The 25728-nt window shown below is 74.5% G+C and carries 5 protein-coding genes and 1 pseudogene; all 6 read left to right on the forward strand.

The features are described 5' to 3' along the window. The first annotated feature begins 32 nt into the window (after positions 1 to 32). On the forward strand, positions 33 to 11027 hold the full coding sequence (locus AC07BS_RS04330) for an SDR family NAD(P)-dependent oxidoreductase (protein WP_478930135.1): 10995 nt from the start codon (positions 33 to 35) through the stop codon (positions 11025 to 11027). A gap of 83 nt (positions 11028 to 11110) precedes the next feature. Further along, positions 11111 to 19507: pseudogene (locus AC07BS_RS04335) on the forward strand (type I polyketide synthase); the annotation flags it as partial. An 84-nt stretch (positions 19508 to 19591) separates the two neighbouring features. After that, entirely contained in the window at positions 19592 to 20515 is a 924-nt protein-coding gene (locus tag AC07BS_RS04340; protein ID WP_478640022.1) for a proline iminopeptidase-family hydrolase, read from the forward strand. Positions 20516 to 20630: 115 nt separating this feature from the next. Beyond that, the gene (locus tag AC07BS_RS04345) at positions 20631 to 21458 is read left to right on the forward strand and encodes a hypothetical protein (RefSeq protein WP_478640019.1); all 828 of its coding nucleotides are present in this window, start codon (positions 20631 to 20633) and stop codon (positions 21456 to 21458) included. A gap of 27 nt (positions 21459 to 21485) precedes the next feature. After that, complete coding sequence (locus AC07BS_RS04350; protein ID WP_478930137.1) at positions 21486 to 24578, forward strand: non-ribosomal peptide synthetase; 3093 nt, start codon at positions 21486 to 21488, stop codon at positions 24576 to 24578. Between the two features lie 178 nt (positions 24579 to 24756). Then, a complete protein-coding gene (locus AC07BS_RS04355) occupies positions 24757 to 25650 on the forward strand; it encodes a hypothetical protein (protein ID WP_478640016.1) in 894 nt (297 codons plus the stop codon). Positions 25651 to 25728 lie beyond the last annotated feature (78 nt).

The raw sequence follows: 25728 nt of genomic DNA on the forward strand, positions 1-25728 counted from the left end.
ACGAGCGGCTGCCCCGAGGAGGACGGCAACACATGGCGAACGAGGACAAGCTCCGCGAATACCTCAAGCGGGTCACCACCGACCTGCACCAGGCCCGTGAGCGCCTGCGGGAGACCGAGGAGAAGGAGCACGAGCCGATAGCCGTCGTCGCGATGAGCTGCCGTTACCCGGGCGGGGTCACCTCGCCCGAGGAACTGTGGCGGCTCGTCGCCTCGGGGACGGACGGGATCACCGAGTTCCCCGTGGACCGCGGCTGGGACGTGGAGACCCTCTACGACCCGGACCCCGACACCGCGCGCGAGGGCACCAGCTACACCCGCCAGGGCGGATTCCTGCACGACGCCGCCGAGTTCGACCCCACGTTCTTCGGGATCAGCCCGCGCGAGGCCCCCACCATGGACGCCCAGCAGCGCCTGCTGCTGGAGACGTCGTGGGAGGTCTTCGAGCGGGCGGGCATCGACCCGGCGACCCTCCAGGGCAGCCGGACCGGCGTCTTCGCCGGCCTGATGTACCACGACTACGCGGGCAACCAGAGCTCCGGAAGCCTCGTCTCCGGCCGCGTCGCCTACACCTTCGGCCTCGAAGGCCCCGCGGTGACCGTCGACACGGCGTGCTCGTCGTCGCTGGTCGCCCTCCACCTGGCCGTCCAGGCGCTGCGCAAGGGCGAGTGCACGCTCGCCCTCGCCGGCGGCGTCACCGTGATGGCCACGCCGGGCACGTTCGTCGAGTTCAGCCGCCAGCGCGGGCTCTCCGCCGACGGCCGCTGCAAGTCCTTCGCCGACGCCGCCGACGGCACCGGCTGGGGCGAGGGCGTCGGCGTGCTCCTCGTCGAGCGGCTCTCCGACGCGCGCCGGAACGGCCACCCCGTGCTGGCGGTCATCCGCGGCTCGGCCGTCAACCAGGACGGTGCTTCGAACGGCCTCACCGCCCCCAACGGCCCCTCCCAGCAGCGCGTCATCCGCCAGGCACTCGTCGACGCCGGCCTCGCCACCGACCAGATCGACGCCGTCGAGGCGCACGGTACGGGTACGACGCTGGGCGACCCGATCGAGGCGCAGGCGCTGCTGGCCACGTACGGCCAGGACCGTCCCGAGGACCGTCCGCTGTACCTCGGCTCGATCAAGTCCAACATCGGCCACACCCAGGCCGCCGCCGGTGTCGCCGGCATCATCAAGATGGTCATGGCGATGCGCGAGGGCGTCCTCCCGCGGACCCTCCACGTCGACGAGCCGTCCACCCACGTGGACTGGTCCGCCGGCGCGGTCGAGCTGCTCACCGAGCGGAAGGACTGGCCGGCCGCCGACCGGCCGCGCCGCGCCGCCGTGTCGTCGTTCGGCATCAGCGGCACCAACGCGCACGTCATCCTGGAGCAGGCGCCCGCGCCCGTGCCCGCGGGCGACGAGCCGGGCGAGCCGGTCCGTACCGCCGGCGTGGTGCCCTGGGTGCTGTCCGGGCGGACCGAGGACGCCCTGAAGGCCCAGGCCGAGCGCCTGCTGTCGTGGACCCGGACCGCGCCCTCCGATGCCGTACCGGCCGACACGGCCTACTCCCTGGCCTGCTCCCGCACCGCCTGGGAACACCGCGCCGTCGTCACCGGCTCGGACACCGAAGCCCTGGTGGCGGGCGTACGGGCCCTCGCGCGCGGCGAGTCGGCGCCGGGCGTGACCCTGGGTGAGACGGCGGGCGGCAAGCTCGCGGTGCTCTTCACCGGTCAGGGCTCGCAGCGGGTCGGGATGGGGCGTGAACTCCGTGCCGCGTTCCCGGCGTTCGCCGAGGCCTTCGCGGCCGCCTGCGCCGAGCTGGACGCCCACCTGGAGCTCGGGCGCCCGCTCGCCGAGGTGATCGACGGCGACGCCGAGGCCCTGGACCGGACCGTCTGCACGCAGGCTGCTCTCTTCGCGGTCGAGGTGGCGCTGTACCGCCTCGTCGAGTCGTGGGGCGTGCGACCCGCGTTCCTGGCGGGTCACTCGGTCGGTGAGATCGCCGCCGCGCACGTGGCGGGTGTGCTGTCGCTGGCCGACGCCGCTCGGCTGGTGGCGGCTCGTGGACGTCTGATGCAGGCGCTGCCCGAGGGCGGCGCGATGGTCAGCGTCCAGGCCTCGGAGGAAACGGTCCTGCCGCTGCTGGCTGGTCGCGAGGCCGAGGTCGGTATCGCCGCCGTCAACGGGCCGCTGTCCGTCGTCGTCTCCGGTGCCGAAGCCGCCGTTGTCGAGATCGCCGAGGCGCTGGCCGCCGATGGCGTCAAGACCAAGCGTCTTCGTGTCTCGCACGCGTTCCACTCGCCGCTCATGGACCCGATGCTGGAGGACTTCCGCCGTGTGGTGGAGGGCCTGACCTTCTCGGCCCCGTCCGTCCCGGTCGTCGTCGCCTCCGGTGAGGTGACCTCTCCCTCCTACTGGGTCGGCCACATCCGCGACGCCGTACGCTTCGCCGACATCGTCGGTTCTCTGGAGAACCAGGGCGCCCGTACGTTCCTGGAGCTCGGTCCGGACGCCGTCCTGTCCGCCATGGGCCCGGACTGCCTCGCCGACGGCGACATCGACGCCGCCGCCTTCGTCCCGGTCCTGCGCAAGGACCGCGAGGAGGAGCAGGCCGCAGTGGAGGCCCTGGGCCGGCTCCACACCCGTGGTGCGACCGTCGACTGGGCGGCCTTCTTCGCCCCGTACGGCGCCCGCCGCGTCGAGCTGCCCACGTACGCCTTCCAGCACCAGCGCTACTGGATCGACAGCACGGCCGCTCTCTACGGCGAGGCCCCGGTCAAGGAGACCGGCCGGCGCTACCGCGCCACCTGGCGTCCCGTCGCCGAGCCCGCCGGACCCGCCCCCTCGGGGACGTGGTTGGTGGTGGTGTCTCCGGAGGCTGTGGGGCATGTGTGGGTGGGTGCTGCGGTGGCGGCGCTTGAGGGTGTTGGTGTGCGTGTGGTGTGCGCGGTGGTTGATGAGGGGTGTGTGGGGCGTGAGGCTCTGGCGGGGCGTGTGGGTGGTGCTCTGGCGGAGGCTGGTGTCGAGGCGGGTGCGGTCGACGGTGGTGTGTTGTCGTTCGTCGGTCTGGACTCGTCGTCGGGCGTGCTCTTGTCAGCGGCTGTTGTCCAGGGGCTGGGTGATGTAGGGATCGCTGTCCCGTTGTGGGCGGCGACCTGTGGTGCTGTTTCGGTGGGTGCCGCTGAGCGTGTGGTTGATGTGGCGCAGGCTGGTGTGTGGGGTCTGGGTCGTGTGGCGGCGCTGGAGTATCCGCAGCTGTGGGGCGGTCTGATCGACCTGCCCGAGGTGGCTGATGAGCGTGTCGCGGCGCGGTTGCTGGGTGTGTTGTCGGGGGCCGGTGGTGAGGACCAGGTGGCGCTGCGTGCGTCCGGTGTCCACGCCCGCCGACTCGTCCGCGCCTCGGAACCGCGGCCCCTTCCCGAGGGCGGTCTGCCGGCCACCGGGACCTACCTGATCACCGGCGGCACCGGCGCGCTCGGCGCGCACGTCGCCCGCCGCCTGGTCGCCCGCGGTGTGAGCGGACTCGTCCTGGCCTCGCGCCGCGGCCTCGAAGCCCCCGGCGCGGCCGAGCTGCGCGACGAGCTGACCGCGCTCGGCGCGGACGTCACCGTCGCCGCCTGCGACGCCGCCGACCGCGACGCCCTGGCCGCCCTCCTCGCGGAACACCCCGTCACCGGCGTCGTGCACACCGCCGGCGTCCTGGACGACGGCGTCATCGACTCCCTCACCCCCGAGCGGTTCGCCGCCGTGCTCGGCCCCAAGGTCGACGCGGCCCGGAACCTCCACGAGCTGACCCTCGGTCTCGACCTCGAGGCCTTCGTCCTCTTCTCCTCCGCCGCCGGCGTCCTCGGCAACGCGGGCCAGGCCAACTACGCCGCCGCCAACGCCCACCTGGACGCGCTGGCCGAGCGGCGCCGCGCCGACGGCCTGCCCGCCACCGCCATCGCCTGGGGCCCCTGGGCCGGCGACGGCATGGGCGGCGACGCCGAGCTCGAGGCCCGGCTGCGCCAGGCCGGCATGCCGCCGATGGCCGCCGAACCCGCCCTGGACGAGCTCGAGAAGGCCCTCGCCCAGGACGAGGCGACGCTTACCGTCGCCGACATCGACTGGACGCGCTACCACCCGGCCCTCACCGCGGCCCGGCCCAACCCCCTCTTCGACGACCTGCCCGAGGTCCGGCGCCTCCTCGACGAGGCCTCCGCGACGGCGGCGGCCGGCACCGGCCAGGCGGACGGACTCCGCGGCCGGCTCGCCGGGCTCGCCGCGCCCGAGCAGGAGCGCGTCCTGCTCGACCTGGTGCGCACGGAGATCGCCCTCGTCCTGGCCTACGCGTCCTCCGACGCCGTACCGCCGAACCGCGCCTTCAAGGACCTCGGCTTCTCCTCCCTCTCCGCCGTCGAACTCCGCAACCGCCTGGGCGCGGTGACCGGGCTCCGGCTCCCCGCCACCCTCGTCTTCGACTTCCCCAGCCCCCTCGCGCTGGCCGGACACCTGCGGGACGAACTGCTCGGCACCGCCGGCGCCGACGGCTCGGGACCCGTCCTGGTGACGGCCGTCGACGACGAGCCCATCGCCATCGTCGGCATGTCCTGCCGTTTCCCGGGCGGCGCCGACTCGCCCGAGGCCCTCTGGCGGCTCCTCGCGGACGGCACCGACGCCATCGGCCCGCTCCCCGAGGACCGCGGCTGGGACCTCGAGGGCCTCTACGACCCCGACCCCGACCACCCCGGGACCAGCTACGTCCGCGAAGGCGGCTTCGTGACCGGCCTCACCGGGTTCGACGCCGGGTTCTTCGGCATCTCGCCGCGCGAGGCCCTCGCCATGGACCCCCAGCAGCGCATCGTCATGGAGACCGCCTGGGAGGCCCTGGAGGATGCGGGCATCGACCCCGGCACCCTGCGCGGCAGCCGTACCGGTGTCTACCTCGGTACGAACAACAACGACTACATGTTCTACTTCACCGACGACGCGGAGGGCTCCGAAGGCTTCGTCGGCACCGGAAACGCCTACAGCGTCGTGTCGGGCCGTGTGTCGTACGTGCTGGGCCTGGAGGGCCCGGCGGTCACCGTCGACACGGCCTGCTCGTCGTCGCTGGTGGCCCTCCACCAGGCCGTGCAGGCCCTGCGCCAGGGCGAGTGCTCCCTCGCGTTCGCCGGCGGCGTCACCGCGATGGCCACCCCGCGCACGTTCGTCGAGTTCAGCCGCCTGCGCGGCCTCGCCGCCGACGGCCGCTCCAAGGCCTTCGCCGGTGCCGCCGACGGCACCAACTGGGCCGAGGGCGTCGGCATGCTGCTCGTCGAGCGGCTGTCCGACGCGCGGAAGAACGGCCACCAGGTGCTGGCCGTGGTCCGTGGCTCGGCCATCAACCAGGACGGCGCCTCGAACGGCCTGACGGCCCCCAACGGCCCGTCCCAGCAGCGCGTCATCCGGCAGGCGCTCGCCAACGCCCGCCTCACCACCGGCGACGTCGACGTCGTCGAGGCGCACGGTACGGGTACGACGCTGGGCGACCCGATCGAGGCCCAGGCGCTGCTGGCCACGTACGGCCAGGACCGTCCCGAGGACCGTCCGCTGTACCTCGGCTCGATCAAGTCCAACATCGGCCACACCCAGGCCGCCGCCGGTGTCGCCGGCGTCATGAAGATGGTGCTCGCCCTGCGCGGGAACCAGCTCCCGCGGACCCTGCACATCGACGAGCCCACCCCGCACGTCGACTGGTCGGCGGGTGCGGTGGAGCTGCTCACCGAGGCCCGCCCCTGGCCGGCGGCCGGCGAGCCGCGTCGTGCCGGCGTCTCGTCCTTCGGCTTCAGCGGGACGAACGCCCACGTGATCCTGGAGGAGGCGCCGGCCGAGGAGCCAGCGGAGGCGCCTCAGGACGGCGGAGACGCGGCCGTCGGTGTGGTGCCGTGGGTGGTGTCGGCGCGCGGTGCCGGTGCGCTGCGCGCCCAGGCGGCGCGGCTGGTCGAGTTCGTCGAGGGCCGGCCGTCGCTGGACCCGGTGGACGTCGGCCTCGCCCTGGCCACGACCCGCGCGGCCCTCGACCACCGCGCGGTGGTCGTCGGTTCCGACCGCGACGAGCTCCTGGCCCGGCTCACCGCCCTGGCCACGGGCACCCCTGCCCCCGGCCTCGTCGAGGGCGCTCCCGCCCCCGGCGCCGGGGACATGAGCAAGGTCGCCTTCGTGTTCCCGGGTCAGGGTTCGCAGTGGGTGGGGATGGCTGTCGGTCTGCTGGAGTCGAACGAGGTGTTCGCGGAGCGGCTGGCGGCGTGTGAGCGTGCGCTGGAGCCGTTCGTGGACTGGTCGCTCACCGACGTCCTGCGCGGTGCCGAGGGTGCTCCTGGTTTCGACCGGGTGGATGTCGTCCAGCCCGCTCTGTGGGCCGTGATGGTCTCCCTGGCCGAGGTGTGGCGTTCGTACGGTGTCGTGCCGTCGGCCGTGGTGGGTCATTCGCAGGGTGAGATCGCGGCTGCTGTGGTGTCCGGTGCGTTGTCCCTGGAGGACGGTGCGCGCGTGGTGGCGCTGCGGTCGCGTGCGCTGCTGGAGATCGCGGGCCGTGGTGGCATGGTGTCGGTGCCGCTGCCGGTGGCCGAGGTGCGGGAGCTCGTCTCGCGCTGGGACGGTCGTGTGTCCGTCGCCGCCGTGAACGGTCCGTCGTCGGTGGTCGTTTCGGGTGAGGTGTCGGCTCTCGACGAGCTGATGACGCACTGCGAGGCGGAGAACATCCGAGCCCGTCGTATCCCCGTCGACTACGCGTCGCACTCGGCGGCGGTGGAGGAGATCGAGGAGCGGCTGGCGTCCGAGCTGGCCCCGGTCACCCCGCTCACGCCCGAGGTCCCGTTCTTCTCGACGGTGACGGGGGAGTGGCTGTCCGGTGCGGTGACCGATGCCGCGTACTGGTACCGCAATCTGCGTCAGACGGTCGAGCTCGCCGACGCCGTGTCGTCCCTGGCTCAGCAGGGCTTCGGTGCCTTCATAGAGGTCAGTGCCCATCCGGTGCTGACGGTTCCGGTGCAGGAGACCCTGGAGGGCACGGACGCGGTGGTGCTGGGCACCCTGCGGCGTGACGAGGGCGGCCCGGAGCGGTTCATGACCTCGCTGGCCGAGGCCCATACCCGCGGCATCGCCCTCGACTGGACCGCCGTGTTCGGTGGCCGTCGTGGCCCCCGTCAGCACGTCGGCCTGCCGACCTACGCCTTCCAGCGCGAGCGCTACTGGCCCAAGCCGTCCTCCGGCACCGGTGACGTCACCTCCGCCGGCCTCGGTTCGGCCGGCCACCCCCTTCTGGGTGCGGCGGTGGTGCTGGCCGACGGTGAGGGTGTGCTGCTCACGGGCCGGTTGTCGCGTGCGACGCACGGCTGGCTGGTGGACCACCAGGTGGCCGGCTCGGTCCTCGTACCGGGCACCGCGTTCGTCGAGCTGGCCGTCCGTGCCGGTGACGAGGTCGGTTGCGCGCTCGTCGAGGAGCTGACCCTTGAAGCGCCGCTGGTGCTGCCCGAACGCGGTGGCATCCACCTCCAGTTGAAGGTGGGCGCGGACGACGGCACCGGCCGTCGCACGCTCGACGTGTTCTCCCGTGCCGAGGACGCCGCCGAGGACGAGTCCTGGACGCGGCACGCGACCGGTCTCCTCGCCGAGGAGTCCGCCGCCGGCGCCCCCTTCGCGGGGGCCGGCGCCTGGCCGCCCGCCGACGCGGAGGCTCTCCCCCTGGACGCGTTCTACGACGGCCTCGCGGGCGTCGGTATGACGTACGGGCCCGCCTTCCAGGGCGTCCGTACCGTGTGGCGTCGCGGCGACGAGCTCTTCGCCGACGTAGCCCTGCCCAAGGGCGTGGACGCGTCCGGGTTCGGCCTCCACCCGGCGCTGCTGGACGCGGCCCTGCACCCGCTGACCCTGGGCGTGGTCCTGCCGGACGCGGGTCGGGACGGCGGCGGCCCGTGGCTGCCGTTCGCCTGGGAGGGCGTGGCCCTGCGCGCGTCCGGCGCCACCGCGCTGCGGGTGCACCTCGCGCCCGCCGGGACCGGCGCGGTCGCCGTGACCGTCGCCGACCCCGCCGGCACCGTCGTCGCCTCGGCGGCGTCGCTGAGCCTGCGGCCCATGTCCGCCGACGCGCTCGGCGCGGCGCGGAACGCCGGCGCGGACGCCATGTTCCGGCTCCTGTGGAGCGGCATCGCGACGGAGAAGCCCTCCGGCGCGGTCCGTTACGCGCTGCTGGGCGCCGACGAGCTGGGCCTGGGTGCCGCGCTGAAGGCGTCCGGCATCCGCGCCGAGGCCTACGCGGACCTGGCCGCCGCCGGTGAGGCCGTGGCCGCCGGGGCGCCCGTGCCCGACGTGGTGCTGCTGGGCTGCCCGTCCGTCGCCGGGCCGGTGGCGGGACAGCCGGAGGCGTCCCGTGCCGCCGTGGCCCGCGTCCTGGCCGTGGCGCAGGACTGGCTGGCCGACGAGCGGTTCGCCGAGGCGCGGCTGGCCGTCGTCACCCGCGGCGCCGTCAGCGCGCCGGCCGGCGAGGAGACCACCGACCTGACGCACGCGCCCGTCTGGGGTCTGGTCCGCTCGGCCCAGACGGAGAACCCGGGCCGGTTCGCGCTGCTGGACATCGACGGCGCGGAGTCCTCCGCCGCCGCGCTGGCCGGTGCGCTGGCCGTCGCCGGTGAGCCGCAGATCGCCGTACGGGACGGTGAGGTGTACGCGCCGCGGCTGGCCCGTCCCGCCGCCTCCCAGGAGCTGGCTCCGCCGGCCGACGCCGCCGCCTGGCGGCTCGACCTCACGGCGCGCGGCACGCTGGAGAACCTGGCGCTCGTGCCCGCCGCGGAGGCGGTCGCGCCGCTCGGCGAGGGTCAGGTGCGGCTCGCGGTGCGGGCGGCCGGAATGAACTTCCGCGACGCCCTCATGGCGCTCGACATGTACCCCGGTACCGGTTCCATCGGTGGCGAGGGCGCGGGCGTGGTCCTGGAGACCGGCCCGGGCGTCACCCGGTTCGCCCCCGGCGACAGGGTGATGGGCATCTTCCCGAAGGCGTTCGGTCCGGTGGCCGTGGCCGAGCACCGCATGCTCGCCCACATGCCCGGCGACTGGACCTTCGAGGAGGCCGCCGGCGCGCCCATCGTCTTCTCCACCGCGTACCACGCCCTCGTCGAACTCGCCGATCTCCAGGCGGGCGAGAAGGTGCTGATCCACGCCGCGGCCGGTGGTGTCGGTATGGCCGCCGTGCAGCTGGCCCAGCACCTTGGTGCCGAGGTGTACGGAACGGCGAGCCCCGGCAAGTGGGACACCCTGCGGGCGCTGGGTCTGGACGACGCCCACATCGCCAACTCCCGCACCCTCGACTTCGAGCAGCAGTTCCTCGACGCCACCGGCGGCGAGGGCATGGACGTCGTCCTCGACTCGCTCACCGGCGAGTTCGTCGACGCCTCGCTCCGTCTGCTGCCGCGGGGCGGCCGGTTCGTCGAGATGGGCAAGGTCGACGTCCGCGAGGCCGACGAGGTCGCCGGCTGGTACCCGGGCGTGGAGTACTGGACCTTCGACCTCAGTGAGGCCGGCCCGCAGGCCAACGGTCAGGTGCTGGCCGACGCCGTCCGCCTGGTCGACTCCGCGGGGCTGCGCCCGCTCCCGGTGACCTGCTGGGACGTACGGCGGGCGCCGGAGGCGTTCCGTCACCTGGCGCAGGCCCAGCACGTCGGCAAGGTCGTCCTGACCATGCCGGCCGGGGCCGACCCGGAGGGCACCGTCCTCGTCACCGGCGGCACCGGCACCCTCGGCGGGCTGCTGGCCCGTCACCTGGTCACCGAGCACGGCGTACGCCACCTGCTGCTCACCAGCCGCCGGGGCGCCGACGCGCCGGGCGCGGCCGAGCTGTGCGAGGAGCTGACCGCTCTCGGAGCGACCGTGACCGTCGCGGCCTGCGACGCGGCCGACCGTGAGGCGCTGGCGGCGCTGCTGGCCTCCGTACCGGACGAGCACCCGCTCACCGGTGTCGTGCACACCGCCGGTGTCCTCGACGACGGTGTCATCGAGTCGCTCGACCCGGAGCGGATCGCCACCGTGTTCCGGCCCAAGGCCGACGCGGCGTGGAACCTCCACGAGCTGACCCGCGACCTCGATCTGCGCCACTTCGTGCTGTTCTCCGGCGCGGCGGGCGTCTTCGGCGGCCCGGGCCAGGGCAACTACGCCGCGGCCAACGTGTTCCTGGACGCCCTCGCCCACCACCGGCGGGCCCTCGGCCTGCCCGCCACCTCCCTGGCCTGGGGCCTGTGGGCCCAGACCAGCGGCATGACCGGGCAGATGGACGAGGCGGACGTGCTGCGGATGCGCCGCTCGGGCGTCCGGCCCCTCACCTCGGAGACCGGTCTGGCGCTGTACGACCTGGCGGCGGGCCTCGACGAGGCGCTGCTGGTCCCGGTCCGCCTGGACCTGGCGGCGTTCCGCCGGGTGCCGTCGGCGGACATGGTGCCGCCCCTGCTGCGCGGCCTCGTCCGCGGTCCCTCGCGCCGGGCCCTGGAGGCCGGCGCGCAGGCCGCCGAGGGCTTCCAGCAGACGCTGGCGGCCACGCCCGAGGCGGACCGCGAGCGGGTCCTGCTGACCTTCGTCCGGACCCAGGCGGCGGCCGTGCTCGGCCACGCCGGGCCCGAGGCCGTGGAGGGCGGGCGCGCCTTCAACGAGATCGGCTTCGACTCGCTGACCGCCGTCGAGCTCCGGAACCGGCTGGGCGCCGCCACCGGGCTGCGGCTGCCCGCCACCCTGGTCTTCGACTACCCGACGCCCGCCGCCCTCGCCGCGTACCTGCGGCAGGCGCTGGTGCCGGAGGAGACCGACCCGTCCGTCGCCGTGCTCGGCGAACTCGATCGGCTGGCCGTCACCCTGGCGTCCAGCGGCGCCTCGGACGACGCCGCCGCCCACGCGGAGATCACTTCTCGTCTGCAAGCCCTGCTGTCGGAGTGGAAGGACCGGCACGCCCCCGCCGGTACCGAGGACGCGAGCACCCGGCTCGAGTCGGCGACCACCGCCGACGAAGTCCTCAGCTTCATCGACAACGAGCTCGGCCTCTTCTGACCACCGCCACACGCTCACAGGGAGGGCGACGGAACATGACCACCAACGAGTCCAACGAACAGAAACTGGTCGACTACCTCAAGAAGGTCGCGGGCGACCTGCACCAGACCCGGCAGCGGCTGCGCGACGTCGAGGACCGCTCCCGGGAGCCGATCGCGATCGTCGGCATGGCCTGCCGCTACCCCGGCGGCGTCACCTCCCCCGAGGAGCTGTGGGACCTCGTCGCCACCGGCGGCGACGGCATCTCCGGGCTGCCCACCGACCGCGGCTGGGACCTGGAGAAGATGTACGACGTCGACGGCGGGGGTGGTTCCGCCTCCGTCCGCGACGGTGGCTTCGTCCACGACGCGACGGAGTTCGACGCCGGGTTCTTCGGCATCTCGCCGCGCGAGGCCGTCTCCATGGACCCCCAGCAGCGCCTCGTGCTCGAGTCGTCCTGGCACGCCCTGGAGCACGCCGGCATCGACCCCGCCACCCTGCGGGGCAGCCGCACCGGCGTCTTCATGGGCGCCAACAGCGCCGACTACGTCTCGGTCATCCAGCGCGCCCCGGAGGCCGCCAAGGGCTATCTGATGACCGGCGTCGGCGGCAGCGTCGTGTCGGGCCGTGTGTCGTACGTGCTGGGCCTGGAGGGCCCGGCGGTCACCGTCGACACCGCCTGCTCGTCGTCGCTGGTGGCCCTCCACCTGGCCGTCCAGGCGCTGCGCAACGGCGAGTGCACGATGGCCGTCGCCGGTGGCGTCACCGTCATCTCCACCCCCGGCCAGTTCATGGACTTCGGCAAGCTGCGCGGCCTGGCCCCCGACGGCCGCTGCCGGGCCTTCGCCGAGGCCGCGGACGGCACCGGCTTCGCCGAGGGCGTCGGCGTCGTCCTCGTCGAGCGGCTCTCCGACGCGCGGAAGAACGGTCACCGCGTGCTGGCGGTCATCCGTGGCTCCGCCATCAACCAGGACGGCGCTTCGAACGGTCTGACGGCGCCCAACGGCCCGGCGCAGCAGCGCGTCATCCGTGCCGCGCTCGCCAACGCCCGGCTCTCCGCCGAGCACGTCGACGCCGTCGAGGCGCACGGCACCGCCACCAAGCTCGGCGACCCGATCGAGGCCCAGGCCCTCATCGCCGCCTACGGTCAGGACCGGCCCGAGGGCCGGCCCCTGTGGCTGGGCTCGCTGAAGTCCAACATCGGCCACGCCCAGGCCGCCGCCGGCATCGCGGGCGTCATGAAGATGGTCATGGCCATGCGCGCCGGCGTCCTTCCGCAGACGCTCCACGTCGACGAGCCGACGTCCCACGTCGACTGGTCGGCGGGTGCGGTGGAGCTGCTCACCGAGGCCCGCCCGTGGGCGACGGCCGGCGAGCCGCGTCGTGCCGGTGTCTCGTCCTTCGGTATCAGCGGCACCAACGCCCACCTCATCCTGGAGGAGGCGCCGGCCGAGGAGCCCGCGGAGGCCGTCGAGGCGCCGCGCGTCGCCGGCGGTGCGGTGCCGTGGGTGGTGTCGGCGCGCGGTGCCGGTGCGCTGCGCGCCCAGGCGGCGCGGCTGGCGGAGTTCGCCGAGGCCCGCCCGTCGCTGGACCCCGTCGACGTCGGACGCGCCCTGGCCACGACGCGCGGCGCCCTGGAGCGCCGTGCCGTGGTCGTCGGCTCCGACCGCGACCAGCTCCTCGCGGGCCTCAAGGCCCTCGCCGAGGGCCTCCCCGCCCCCCGGCTCGCCGAGGGCACCGCGGTCGCCACGGGCGAGACCGCCTTCGTGTTCCCGGGTCAGGGTTCGCAGTGGGTGGGGATGGCTGTCGGTCTGCTGGAGTCGAACGAGGTGTTCGCGGAGCGGGTGGCGGCGTGTGAGCGTGCGCTGACCCCGTTCGTGGACTGGTCGCTGACCGACGTCCTGCGCGGTGCCGAGGGTGCTCCTGGTTTCGACCGGGTGGATGTCGTCCAGCCCGCTCTGTGGGCCGTGATGGTGTCCCTGGCCGAGGTGTGGCGTTCGTACGGTGTCGTGCCGTCGGCCGTGGTGGGTCATTCGCAGGGTGAGATCGCTGCCGCTGTGGTCGCGGGTGCGTTGTCCCTGGAGGACGGTGCGCGCGTGGTGGCGCTGCGCAGCCAGGCCCTCGGGGTGCTGGCCGGGCGCGGCGGCATGGTGTCCGTGCCCCTGCCGGTGACCGAGGTGCGGGAACGGCTCGCGACCTGGGGCGACCGTCTGTCGGTGGCCGCGGTCAACGGCCCGTCGTCCGTGGTCGTCTCGGGCGAGGTGGCGGCTCTCGACGAGCTGATGGCCCGCTGCGAGGCCGACGGCGTCCGCGCCCGTCGCATCCCCGTCGACTACGCGTCGCACTCGGCGCAGGTGGAGGAGATCCACGAGCGGCTGCTGGAGCTCCTCGCCCCGGTGACCCCGCTGGCCCCCCAGGTGCCGTTCTTCTCGACGGTGACGGGGGAGTGGCTGTCCGGTGCCGTCACCGACGCCGAGTACTGGTACCGCAACCTGCGGCAGACCGTCGGGCTCGCGGACGCCGTCACGGCGCTGTCCGCACAGGGCTTCGGTGCCTTCATCGAGGTCAGCGCCCACCCGGTGCTGACGGTTCCGGTGCAGGAGACGCTCGACGGCACGGACGCGGTGGTGCTGGGCACCCTGCGGCGTGACGAGGGCGGCCCGGAGCGGTTCATGGTCTCGCTCGGCGAGGCCCACGCCCGTGGCGTCCATGTGGACTGGAATGGGGTGTTCGGTGGTCGTGACGCGGGTCCTCGTGTGGATCTTCCGGCTTACGCGTTCCAGCGTGAGCGCTACTGGCCGAAGGCGGTCGCGTCGACCGGTGACGTGACGTCGGCGGGCCTGGGTTCGGCCGGTCATCCGCTGCTGGGTGCGGCGGTGGTGCTGGCCGATGGTGAGGGTGTGCTGCTGACGGGCCGGTTGTCGCGTGCGACGCACGGCTGGCTGGTGGATCACCAGGTGGCGGGTGCGGTCCTCGTGCCGGGTACGGCGTTCGTCGAGCTGGCCGTCCGTGCCGGTGACGAGGTCGGTTGCGCGCTGGTCGAGGAGCTGACCCTGGAGGCGCCGCTGGTGCTGCCCGAACGCGGCGGCATCCACCTCCAGATCGCCGTGGGCACCCCCGACGAGGCCGGGCACCGTACCCTCACCGTCCACTCCCGGGCCGAGGACGTCGCGGCCGACGAGCCGTGGACCCGGCACGCCACCGGCGTCCTGGCCCCCGCCGCGCCCAAGACCGCCTTCGAGACGGGCGCCTGGCCGCCCGCCGATGCCGACCCCCTCGCCCTGGACGGGTTCTACGACGGCCTCGCCGGTGCGGGCATGACCTACGGGCCCGCCTTCCAGGGCCTGCGCCGGGCCTGGCGGCGCGGCGACGAGGTGTTCGCCGAGGTCGCCCTGCCCGAGGGCGTGGACGCGGCCGGGTTCGGCCTCCACCCGGCGCTGCTGGACGCCGCCCTGCACCCGCTGACCCTCGGCGTGGTGCTGCCCGGTGCGCGGCAGGGCGGGGACGGCCCGTGGCTGCCGTTCGCCTGGGAGGGCGTGGCCCTGCGCGCGTCCGGCGCCACCGCGCTGCGGGTGCGCCTCGCGCCCGCCGGTACCGGCGCGGTCGCCGTGACCGTCGCCGACCCCACCGGCACCGTCGTCGCCTCCGCCGAGGCCCTGACGCTGCGACAGACGTCGGCCGCCGCGCTCACGGCGGCCCGTACCGTCCACCACGACGCGCTGTTCCGCGTGGCCTGGCCCACCGTCCCCGTCGCCCCCCTGGGCGCCGGGCACACCGGCCGCCTCACGGCGGTGGGCGCCGTGCCCGCCGGTCTCCACACGCACCTGGACGCGCGGCTCGACGTGCATGACGGCTTCGACACGGTCGAGCCGTCGGGCGACGTGCTGGTCTTCCCCGAGGCCGGCGCCGACCTGCGCACCACCGCGCACCAGGGCCTGGCCCGGGTGCTGTCCTGGCTCACCGACGAGCGGTTCGCGTCGTCCCGCCTGGTCGTCGTGACCCGGGGCGCCGTCGCCACGGACGAGGACGCCGAGGTGACCGACCCGGCCCAGGCCGCCCTGTGGGGCCTGGTGCGCTCGGCCCAGTCGGAGCACCCCGGCCGGTTCGTCCTGCTGGACGTGGACGCCGCCGCCGGCTCGTACGACGCGCTGGCCGCCGCGCTGGCCACCGACGAGCCGCAGCTGGCCCTGCGCGAGGGCACGGTGCGCGTGCCGCGGCTGGACCGCGTCGCCCGCGCCACGGAGCCGGCGGTGTCCCCCTGGGGTACGGGCCCGGTGCTCGTCACCGGTGCCACCGGTACCCTCGGCGGCCTCGTCGCCCGGCACCTGGTCGCCGAGCACGGCGTCCGCGGCCTGGTCCTCACCAGCCGCCGGGGCCCCGATGCGCCCGGCGCCGCCGGGCTCCGCGACGAACTCACCGCCCTGGGCGCCGACGTGACCCTCGTGGCCTGCGACGCCGCCGACCGGGAGGCCCTCACGGACCTGCTGCGCCGGCACCCCGTCACGGGCGTCGTGCACACGGCGGGCGTCCTGGACGACGGCGTCGTCGACTCCCTCACCCCCGAGCGGCTCGACACCGTCCTGCGGCCCAAGGCCGAGGCCGCCCGCGTCCTCCACGAGGTCACGCGCGAACTCGGGCTCGACCTGAGCGCGTTCGTGCTGTTCTCGTCGGCGGCCGGCGTCTTCGGCGCCGCGGGACAGGCCAACTACGCGGCGGCCAACGCCTACGCCGACGCGCTCGCCCGGCACCGCCGCGGCCTCGGACTCCCCGGCGTCTCCCTCGCCTGGGGCATGTGGGAGGAGCGCAGCGGGCTCACCGGCCGGCTCGACGACGCCGACGTGGAGCGCATGAACCGGTCCGGCCTGAGCGGGCTGTCCTCGGCGGAGGGGCTCGCGCTCCTCGACGCCGCCGTCGCCGACGGCGACGCCGTGCTCGTCCCCGCCAAGCTGGACCTCGCCGGCCACCGCGCCCAGGCCGACGGCGGCCCGGTGCCCCCGCTGCTGCGCGGGCTCGTGCGCGTCCCCGCCCGCCGCCGGGTCGAGGCCGGCTCCGCCTCGGCCTCGGTCCTCGAGCAGAGCCTCGCGGACGCCTCCACCGAGGAGCGCGCCCGCATCCTGCTGGACCTCGTACGCACCCAGGTCGCCGCGGTCCTCGGGCACAGCGGCCCGGCCGCCGTCGAACCGGACCGTGCCTTCGGCGAGACCGGCTTCGACTCGCTGACCGCCGTCGAGTTCCGCAACCGGCTGGCCGCCGCCACCGGGCTGCGGCTGCCCGCCACGCTCATCTTCGACCACCCCAACCCGACCGCCGTCGCGGCGCACCTGGACGGCCGCCTCACCGGGACGGCCGGCGGCGCCCGGCCCGCGCGCGTCCGCACGGCGTCGCGCGCCGACGAGCCGATCGCGATCGTCGCCATGGCCTGCCGCTTCCCCGGCGGCGTGACCTCCCCCGAGGACCTCTGGCGCCTGGTCGCCGAGGGCGGCGACGCCGTCTCCGGCTTCCCCGAGGACCGCAACTGGCCGCTGGCCGAGCTGCGCGCCATGGGCGACGGCTACACGAAGAAGGGCGGATTCCTATACGACGCAGCCCAGTTCGACGCCGGCTTCTTCGGCATCTCGCCGCGCGAGGCCCTCGCGATGGACCCCCAGCAGCGGCTCTTCCTGGAGACGTCCTGGGAGGCGTTCGAGCGCGCCGGCATCGACCCGCACTCCGTGCGCGGCAGCAGGACCGGCGTGTTCGGCGGCCTCATGTACCACGACTACGTCTCCCATCTCACCGGGACGCAGGCGGACGTCGGCGGCTTCATCGGCACCGGCACCTCCGGCGGCGTCCTCTCCGGGCGCGTGTCGTACCACTTCGGGCTGGAGGGCCCGGCGATGACGGTGGACACCGCGTGCTCGTCGTCGCTGGTCGCCCTGCACCTGGCCGTGCAGGCGCTGCGCAACGGCGACTGCACGATGGCCCTCGCCGGCGGCGTCACCGTACTGGCCACGCCCGGCGCGTTCCTCGACTTCGGGCGGCAGAGCGGTCTGGCCCCCGACGGCCGGTGCAAGTCCTTCGCCGGCGCGGCCGACGGCACCGGCTGGAGCGAGGGCGTGGGCGTGCTGCTCGTCGAGCGGCTGTCCGACGCGCGCCGCAACGGGCACCCGGTCCTCGCCGTGGTGCGTGGCTCGGCCGTCAACCAGGACGGTGCCAGCAACGGCATGACCGCCCCCAACGGCCCGGCGCAGCAGCGCCTGATCCAGGAGGCGCTCGCCGGGGCCCGGCTGTCCGCCGACCAGGTCGACGCGGTCGAGGCGCACGGTACGGGTACGACGCTGGGCGACCCGATCGAGGCGCAGGCGCTGCTCGCCACGTACGGCCAGGACCGGCCGGCCGACGAGCCCCTGTGGCTGGGCTCCCTGAAGTCCAACCTCGGCCACACGCAGGCCGCCGCCGGTGTCGCCGGGATCATCAAGATGGTCATGGCGATGCGGGAGGGTGTCCTGCCGCGGACGCTGCACGTGGACGAGCCGACGCCGCACGTGGACTGGTCCGAGGGCGCCGTGCGCCTCCTGACCGAGGCCCGCCCCTGGCCGGAGACCGGACGCCCCCGCCGGGCGGCCGTGTCCTCCTTCGGTATCAGCGGCACCAACGCCCACACCATCCTCGAAGAGGCCCCGCGCACCGCCGAACCGGCGACCGCCACGGCCCCCGCCCGCGCGGGCGACGTGCCCTGGCTGCTGTCGGCGAGCGGTCGGCGCGGCCTGCGCGCCCAGGCCGAGCGGCTGCGCGCCCACCTCGCCGAGCGGCCCGGCGCCGCACCGGCCGAGGTGGCCCGCGCGCTGGCCACCACCCGCGCCGCGTTCAAGCACCGCGCGGCCGTCGTCGGACGCGACCACGAGGAGCTCCTCGCCGGCCTGGAGGCCCTCGCCTCCGGGGCCCCCTCCGCCCAGGTCGTCCAGGACGAGGCGGCTCCGGGTGCCCTCGCCTTCCTCTTCACGGGGCAGGGCGCCCAGCGCACGGGGATGGGCAGTGAGCTGTACGGCCTCCACCCCGTCTACGCCGAGGCGTTCGACGCGACCTGCGCCGAACTGGACCGCCACCTGGAGCGCCCGCTCCGGGAGGTGATCGACGAGGACGGCGAGGCACTGGACCGGACGGAGTACACGCAGGCCGCGCTGTTCGCGGTCGAGGTGGCGCTGTTCCGTCTCGTCGAGTCGTGGGGTGTCCGGCCGGACTTCCTGGCGGGTCACTCGGTGGGCGAGATCGCCGCTGCTCATGTGGCGGGTGTGCTGTCTCTGACCGATGCGGCGCTGCTCGTCACGGCTCGTGGTCGTCTGATGCAGGCGCTTCCGGCGGGCGGTGCGATGGTGTCGGTCCAGGCGTCGGAGGAAACGGTCCTGCCGTTCCTCGTCGGCCGTGAGGCCGAGGTCGGTGTCGCCGCCGTCAACGGGCCGCTGTCCGTGGTCATCTCCGGTGCGGAGGCCACCGTTCTGGAGATCGCGGAGACGCTGGGCGGGCAGGGTGTGAAGACGAAGCGTCTTCGTGTCTCGCACGCCTTCCACTCGCCGCTGATGGACCCGATGCTGGAGGACTTCCGGCAGGTCGTGGAGGGGCTCACCTTCTCCGCCCCGGCCGTCCCCGTCGTCGTCGCCTCCGGCGACGTGACCTCCCCGTCCTACTGGGTGGACCACGTCCGCGACGCCGTCCGCTTCGCCGACATCGTCGGTTCTCTGGAGAACCAGGGCGTCCGTACGTACCTGGAGCTCGGCCCCGACGCCGTCCTCTCCGCCATGGGCCGGGACTCGGTGGCCTCCGGCGCCGCGTTCCTGCCCGTCCTGCGCCGCGACCGCGGCGAGGAGCGGGCCCTGGTGACGGCTCTCGCCCAGCTCCACAACCGGGGCGTCCGGGTCGACTGGGCCGCCTTCCACGGGCCGGCGGCCGGCACGGCCGGCGCCGACCTGCCCACGTACGCCTTCCAGCGCCGCCGCTACTGGCCGGACGCCCCCGAGCGGCCCGCCGCCCCCGCCGCGGCGAGCCGTACGTCCGCCGAGTCGGGCTTCTGGGAGGCCGTGGACGCCGGTGACCTGTCCGCCCTCGCCAAGGCCCTGGAGGTCGACAGCACCACCGGGCGGGACGTCCTCGGCGAGGTGCTGCCGCTGCTCGCCGCCTGGCGGCGCCGCGAGCGGGACGCCGTCTCCGACGGGGCTCCGACCGGGGCGGACGGCGACGCCGACGCCGAGGACGGGGGCACCGAGGGCCGGGTCGAGGCCGCCCGGCGGCGTCTCGCCGGGCTGACCGGCGAGGACTGGACGGCCGCCGCGCTCGACGTCGTCCGTACCGAGACGGCCGTCGCCCTGGGGCACGCCTCCGCCGAGGAGGTGGAGGCCGACGTCCCGTTCTTCGACATGGGCATGTCCTCCCTGTCGGCCGTGGAACTGGGCGGGCGCCTCGGCGCCGTCTTCGGCTCGCGGCTGGCCGCCGACGTGATGTACGAGCACCCGACCCCGGCGGCCCTGGTGGACCACCTCAGGACCCTGTCCGCCCCCGCCGCCTGACGCCGCCCGTCCCCGACCCCCGACCCCCCGACGAAAGTGAAATCCGTGTCTTTTCCGCCCACCACCAAGGGACACGCGCCCTTCGGCGCGCACCGGACCTGGTACCGGGTCACCGGTGACCTGACGTCCGGCCGGACCCCGCTCGTCGCCGTGCACGGCGGACCCGGCAGCACCCACGACTACCTGCTGCGCCTGGCCGCCCTCGCCGAGGACGGCCGGCCGGTCGTCCACTACGACCAGCTCGGCAACGGCGGGTCCACCCATCTGCCCGGCGAGGGCGCGGACTTCTGGACCGTGCCGCTCTTCCTCGACGAGCTGGACAACCTCCTCGGCCACCTCGGCATCGCCGACGACTACGTGCTGTTCGGGCAGTCGTGGGGCGGGGTGCTCGCGGCCGAGCACGCCGCCGCCCGGCCCGCCGGGCTGCGCGGCCTGGTGCTGGCCAACTCCCCGGCCTCGTACCCCGTATGGCTGGAGGAGATGGCGGTGCTGCGGGCCGCGCTGCCGCCCGCGACGCAGGAGACGCTGCTGCGGCACGAGCGGGCCGGTACCACCGGCAGCGCCGAGTACTGGCAGGCCACGCTGGAGTTCTACGGCCGGCACGTGTGCCGGCTCGACCCCTGGCCGCGCGAGGTCACCGCGTCGTTCATGGAGATCTACAACGACCCGACCGTCTACCACACGATGAACGGCCCCAACGAGTTCCACGTCATCGGCAGCCTCAAGGACTGGTCGGTGATCGACCGCCTGCCCTCGATCGACGTGCCCACGCTGGTGATCTCCGGGCGGCACGACGAGGCCACGCAGCGCTGCGTGCAGCCCTTCGCCGACCACATCCCGGACGTGCGCTGGGAGGTCTTCGAGGAGTCCAGCCACATGCCGCACGTGGAGGAGCCCGAGCGGTTCGACACCGTCATGCGCTCCTTCCTCGACGGCCTCGACGCGCCCGCCGGCCTCGACGCCGCGTAAGGGCAGCCTAGGGGGCCTGTGCGGCCCCCTAGGGGTGTCCCCGCCCCACCCACCCGCCATAGCCTCCACAAGCCGGTCATTCCGTCCGGTGCGCCTTCTCGGGAGAAACAACCCCATGGGAATTCCCACCTCGTGGAACATTGTCACCAGCGCCGACAGCAATGAGGTGGTGATCGCCGCCGACTTCCCCGCCACGGGCCGCCCCGAGGCGCAGTTCACCGACCTCGCGCCGCTGCTGGGCGACTCTCGCTCGTTCTGGCAGACCGTGCCGCCCGTCGTCTCGCCCGAGGACGGCGTCACCGGCGCCGGCTACATCGAGCGGTGGGGCGCGGAGCTGGCCGCCAGCGGCCTCGTCGTCCGCGGTGTGCTCGGCTTCTGCGTCGGCGGCGTGTACGCGGCCGCGCTCGCCGAGGAGGCCGCCCGCCGCCAGGAGGAGCCGCCCGTCCTCGTGCTGTTCGACCCCGAGCAGGCGACGGTCCCCACCCTGTACTGGCAGTTCGAGAAGCTCCTTGGCAACCTGGCGACCGTTCTGTCGCCGGAGGAGATCACCCGCGTCCGGGAGACCTCGCTGCGGCTGATGGAGGAGCTCGGGGAGGACGTCGGCGGGTACGCGGCCGGCCTCCACCGGGTCTTCCGCTCGGTCGCCACCGACGCCTTCGGCCGGCTCGGGCTGGACGCGGAGCGCACCGAGGAGATGATCGGGCTGTTCTCCTCGTTCATCTCCTACCTCTCCGTCGCCGACCAGCTGGACGTGCGGGAGGGCTGGCTGCGGGCCACCGCCATCACCTCGTCGAGCCCGCGCAGCGGCCTCAACGCGGACCGTTCGCCGGCCGGCGAGGACTCCCCGCTGGTCGCCCGCGAGATCCGTTTCGACACCGAGCACGCCCAGCTGCTCCGCTCGGACGCCGTCGCCGCGACCGTGCGCGACCTGCTGCAGCGGTAATCCCAGGAAGGACGGGAAGGAAGAGCCATGCGGCGCCCCGCCACCCGCAAGGAGGAGGCCCTGTGGCTCCTCGAAAAGTTCGTTCCCGAGACCGGCGTCAACAACCTGTCGGTGGTCTTCCAGGTGGACGGCGAGCTGGAACCCACGGTGGTCCAGGAGGTCCTGGACCACCTGCTCGCCCGGCACGCCGTGCTGCGCACCGTCTTCCACGCCGACGGCGACGGCCTGTGGGCCCGGACGCCGGAGCCCGCCGCCGTCAAGGTGGTCCTGGAGGAGGCCGCGTCGCGCGGCGGCACCGTGGCCGACGAGCTGCGGCCGTTCATCGCGGAGCCCTTCCGGCAGGACGGCTCGCTCCTGGTGCGGGCCCGGCTGCTGGGGCACGCGGACGGCGACGCGCTGTGCGTGGCCGTGCACCACTCGGTCTTCGACGGCATGTCCGCCCAGCTGCTGCTGGGCGAGTTCACCGCCCTGTACGAGGCGTTCGTCTCCGGCCGCCGGGCCCCGGAGGGGCTGCGGGACGAGGTGCCCGTCTGGCGTGAGCCCGAGGCCGGTCCGGAGGCCGCCGCCTACTGGCGCGAGCGGCTGGCCGGGTTCCGGGCCGACGGGCTGGGCCTGGGCAACGAGCGGCAGGGCGGCGCGGTCACCACCCTGGCCGGCGACGAGGTGACCGTACGTCTCGCGCCCGGCGTCAAGGAGGTCGTGGCGCGGCTGGCGCGCGAGCTGCGCGCCCCCGAGGCCGTGGTGCTGCTGGCCGCCTACTACCTGCTGCTGGCGGGGCACGGCGCCGGCCCGGACCTCACGGTCGGCTCGCCGGTGAGCCTGCGGGACTCCGGCGCCCAGCGGGCGCTCGGCTACCACATCAACGTGCTGACGCTGCGGCTGGCCGTCGACCCGGAGGAGACCTTCCGCGAGCTGGTCGCCCGCGCCCGCGGGATGTTCCTGGGCGGCATGGCGCACGCCGCGTACCCCGTCGACGAGCTGCTGAACTCCGTCGAGCGGCCCGACGCCTCCTGGCGCAACCTCCTCTTCCGGCACGTCTTCAACTACGCGCCGCTGGCCGCCCCCGCGGACTTCACCCTCGACGGGCAGCCGGCCACCCAGCTGACCGTGGAGAACGGCTTCAGCAAGTTCGACCTGGAGTTCTTCGTCACCGCCCACCCGGACACGCTGACCGTGCGGGCCGCGTTCTGCACCGAGGTGTTCGACCGGGCCGACGTGGAGCTGATGGTGAGCCGCTACGAGGCGCTGCTGCTGGCCGTCGGCGAGGACGCCGACCGGCCGGTGGGCGCCGTCCCCGTCGGCTGCGAGCGGGACCGCCTGCTCGTCGCGACCGCCAACGCCACCGGACGCGAGGTGCCGTGGCCCAACGTGGCGGTCGCCGTCGCCCGCGCGGTGATCGCCGACCCGGACGCGGTGGCCGTCGAGGACGGCGACCGGCGCGTCACCCGGCGCGAGCTGTGGGCGGCCGCCGAGGCCACCCGCGACCTGCTGCGCGGCGCGGGCGTCGGCGCGGGCGACGTGGTCGCCCTGGCCGGCCGGCGCGGCCCGGAGACGGCGGCCGCGGTCCTCGGCGTCTGGCTGGCCGGCGCCGCCTACCTGCCCGTCGACCCCGACCACCCCGAGCAGCGCATCACCTACCAGCTCGCCGACTCGGACGCCGGCGTCGTGCTCGCCGGCCCCGGCGTCACGGTGCCCGGCGAGGGCCGTACGGTCCTGACCGTGCCCGCCCCGCCCACGGACCCGGGCCCCCTGCCCGACCCGGAGGCCGTCGCCGCCCTGGCCGGCCCCCACGACCTCGCCTACCTCATCTACACCTCCGGTTCCACCGGCCGGCCCAAGGGCACCCTCGTCGGCCACGGCGCGCTCGCCAACCTCGTCGCGCACTTCGCCGACGAGCTCGCGGCGGGCCCGGACGACACGACGCTGTGGCTGACGACGTTCAGCTTCGACATCTCCGCGCTGGAGCTCTGGCTGCCGCTGGTCACCGGCGGCCGGCTGGCCGTAGCCCCGGACGAGGCGCGCACCGGCGGCACCGTGCTGCGGGAGCTGCTGGAGCGCCACGGCGTCACCATCGCCCAGGCCACGCCCACGACCTGGCGCCTGGTGCTGCCCGAGGTCGCCGACCGGCTGGCCGGGCTGCGCGTGCTCAGCGGCGGCGAACCCCTGCCCGCCGCCCTCGCCGCCCGCCTCGCCGCCACCGGCTGCGAGCTGCGCAACGTCTACGGGCCGACCGAGACCACCATCTGGTCCACGTCGGGCCGGGTGCGCCCGGGCGGCACGGGCCGGGTCGGGGTCGGCACACCGATCGCCAACACCCGCGTCTTCGTGGCCGGCCCCGACGGCCGCGAACTGCCGCCCGGCGTCCGGGGCGAGCTGTGCATCGCCGGTGAGGGCGTCGCGGTCGGCTACCACGACCGGCCCGCCCTGACCGAGGAGCGGTTCGCCCTCCACCCGGAGTACGGGCGCCACTACCGCACCGGCGACCTGGCCCGCTGGCTCCCCGAGGGGGAGCTGGAGATCCTCGGCCGCCTCGACCGGCAGATCAAGCTGCGCGGCAACCGCATCGAGCTCGGCGAGGTCGAGTCCGTCCTGCTGGAGCACCCGGACGTACGGGCGGCGGCCGTCGTCGTCGCCGAGGACCCCTCCGGTGAGCCGGTCCTCGCCGCGTTCGTGGTGGCGCCCGGCCGGCCGGAGGCCGCGGACGAGCTGTGGGCGCACGCCCGCGGCGCTCTGCCGCTGTCCGCCGTCCCGCAGGAGTACATCGCCGTGGAGGCGTTCCCGATGACCGGCAACGACAAGGTCGACTACCCGGCCCTGACGCGCGAGGTGGCGCGCCACCGCGCCGCGGCGCCCGGGGCCGCGGCCCCCGCCGCCGGGTCCGCGGAGTCGGCCGACCCGGTCGTGGCCCGCCTGATCGGCCTGTGGCGCGACGCGCTCCAGCGCGAGGACGTGGTGGAGGACACCAACTTCTTCGCCGCGGGCGGCCATTCGCTGCTCGGCGCCACCCTGGTCATGCGGATCGAGGGGGAGTTCGGCGTCAAGCTCAAGCTGACCGACCTGTTCGACCACCCGCGGCCCGCGGCGTTCGCCCGCCGGCTGCGCGACCTGGGCGCCGAATAGGGGGCCCTACGGGGGCGGTTAGGGGTGTGTTCACGCCGCCGCCCCCGCGAGACTTGCGGTGGATTCCCGGCGGGAATACGGAAGCGCCGTGGTGGACGCGACCGGAATTCCGCGGGGAAACCGCGCACGACGGCGCGGCGAGGATGCCGCGCGAAAAACGAACGGGAGTGTGGAGGACGTGGCAGCAAACATGTCGAACGGCAACTGCCGTTCCTGGACCGGTAACGGCAGGCCCGATCTGCTGCTCCGGGACGGAAACACCGGCGAGGTGTTCATCCGCCAGCACAGCGGCACCTTCGACGGGCTGAACACCTTCCTCCCCCCGGTGAAGATCGCCGAGGACCTGGGCTGGCCCCGGTTCTTCTTCCTGCGCCCGCTCGACAGCGGCAACGGCCGCGCCGACCTGCTGGCGTTCAGCATCGCCGAGATCAACCCGGGCGAGGGGGAGAACCGCGAGCACGGCCTCTACCTGCTGCCCAACCGCGGCCTCGACGGCCTGAACACCCTCGGCGAGCCGCTGCGGATCTCCGGCAAGCGGGACGACAAGGAGTGGGAGACGCTCGCCGCCGCCGATGTCAGCGGCACCGGCTGCGACGACACCATCAGCCGCGAGAAGGACGCCGGCCACGTCGACTGGTTCCGCCACGTCGGCGAGGTCCTCCCCAACGACACCTGGGACAAGACCCCTCGCCGGCTGACCACGGTCGACGTGGACGACTTCCCCGTCGCCATGCTGGACGTCACCGGCAACGGCACCCTCGACCTGGTCGTCCTGCGCACCAACGGCGACCTGGACATCTTCGTCTTCGCCGACGGCCACGACTTCGCCGGCGCCGAGGGCGCCGGCGAGGGCGTCTGGTACACGATCGCCCGGGGCTGGAACCAGTACCGCACCGTCGCCAGCACCGACATCGACCTCGACGGCCGGCCCGACCTGCTGGCCCTGCGCCACGACGGCACGCTGCTCGCCTTCCGGCACAGCGGCTCCTTCGACCCCCGCAAGCCGCTCCAGACGTTCGAGGAGCCGGTGCCGGTGGCCGAGGACTGCTGGCACTACGACGTGATCAGCTGAATGGCCCCCGACATGGCGGACCGCCCCCGCACGGCCGGGGGCGCCCCCGCGGAACAGCGCACCGGAACGGCGGTGGTG

The organism is Streptomyces sp. NPDC044063, from assembly GCF_056434285.1.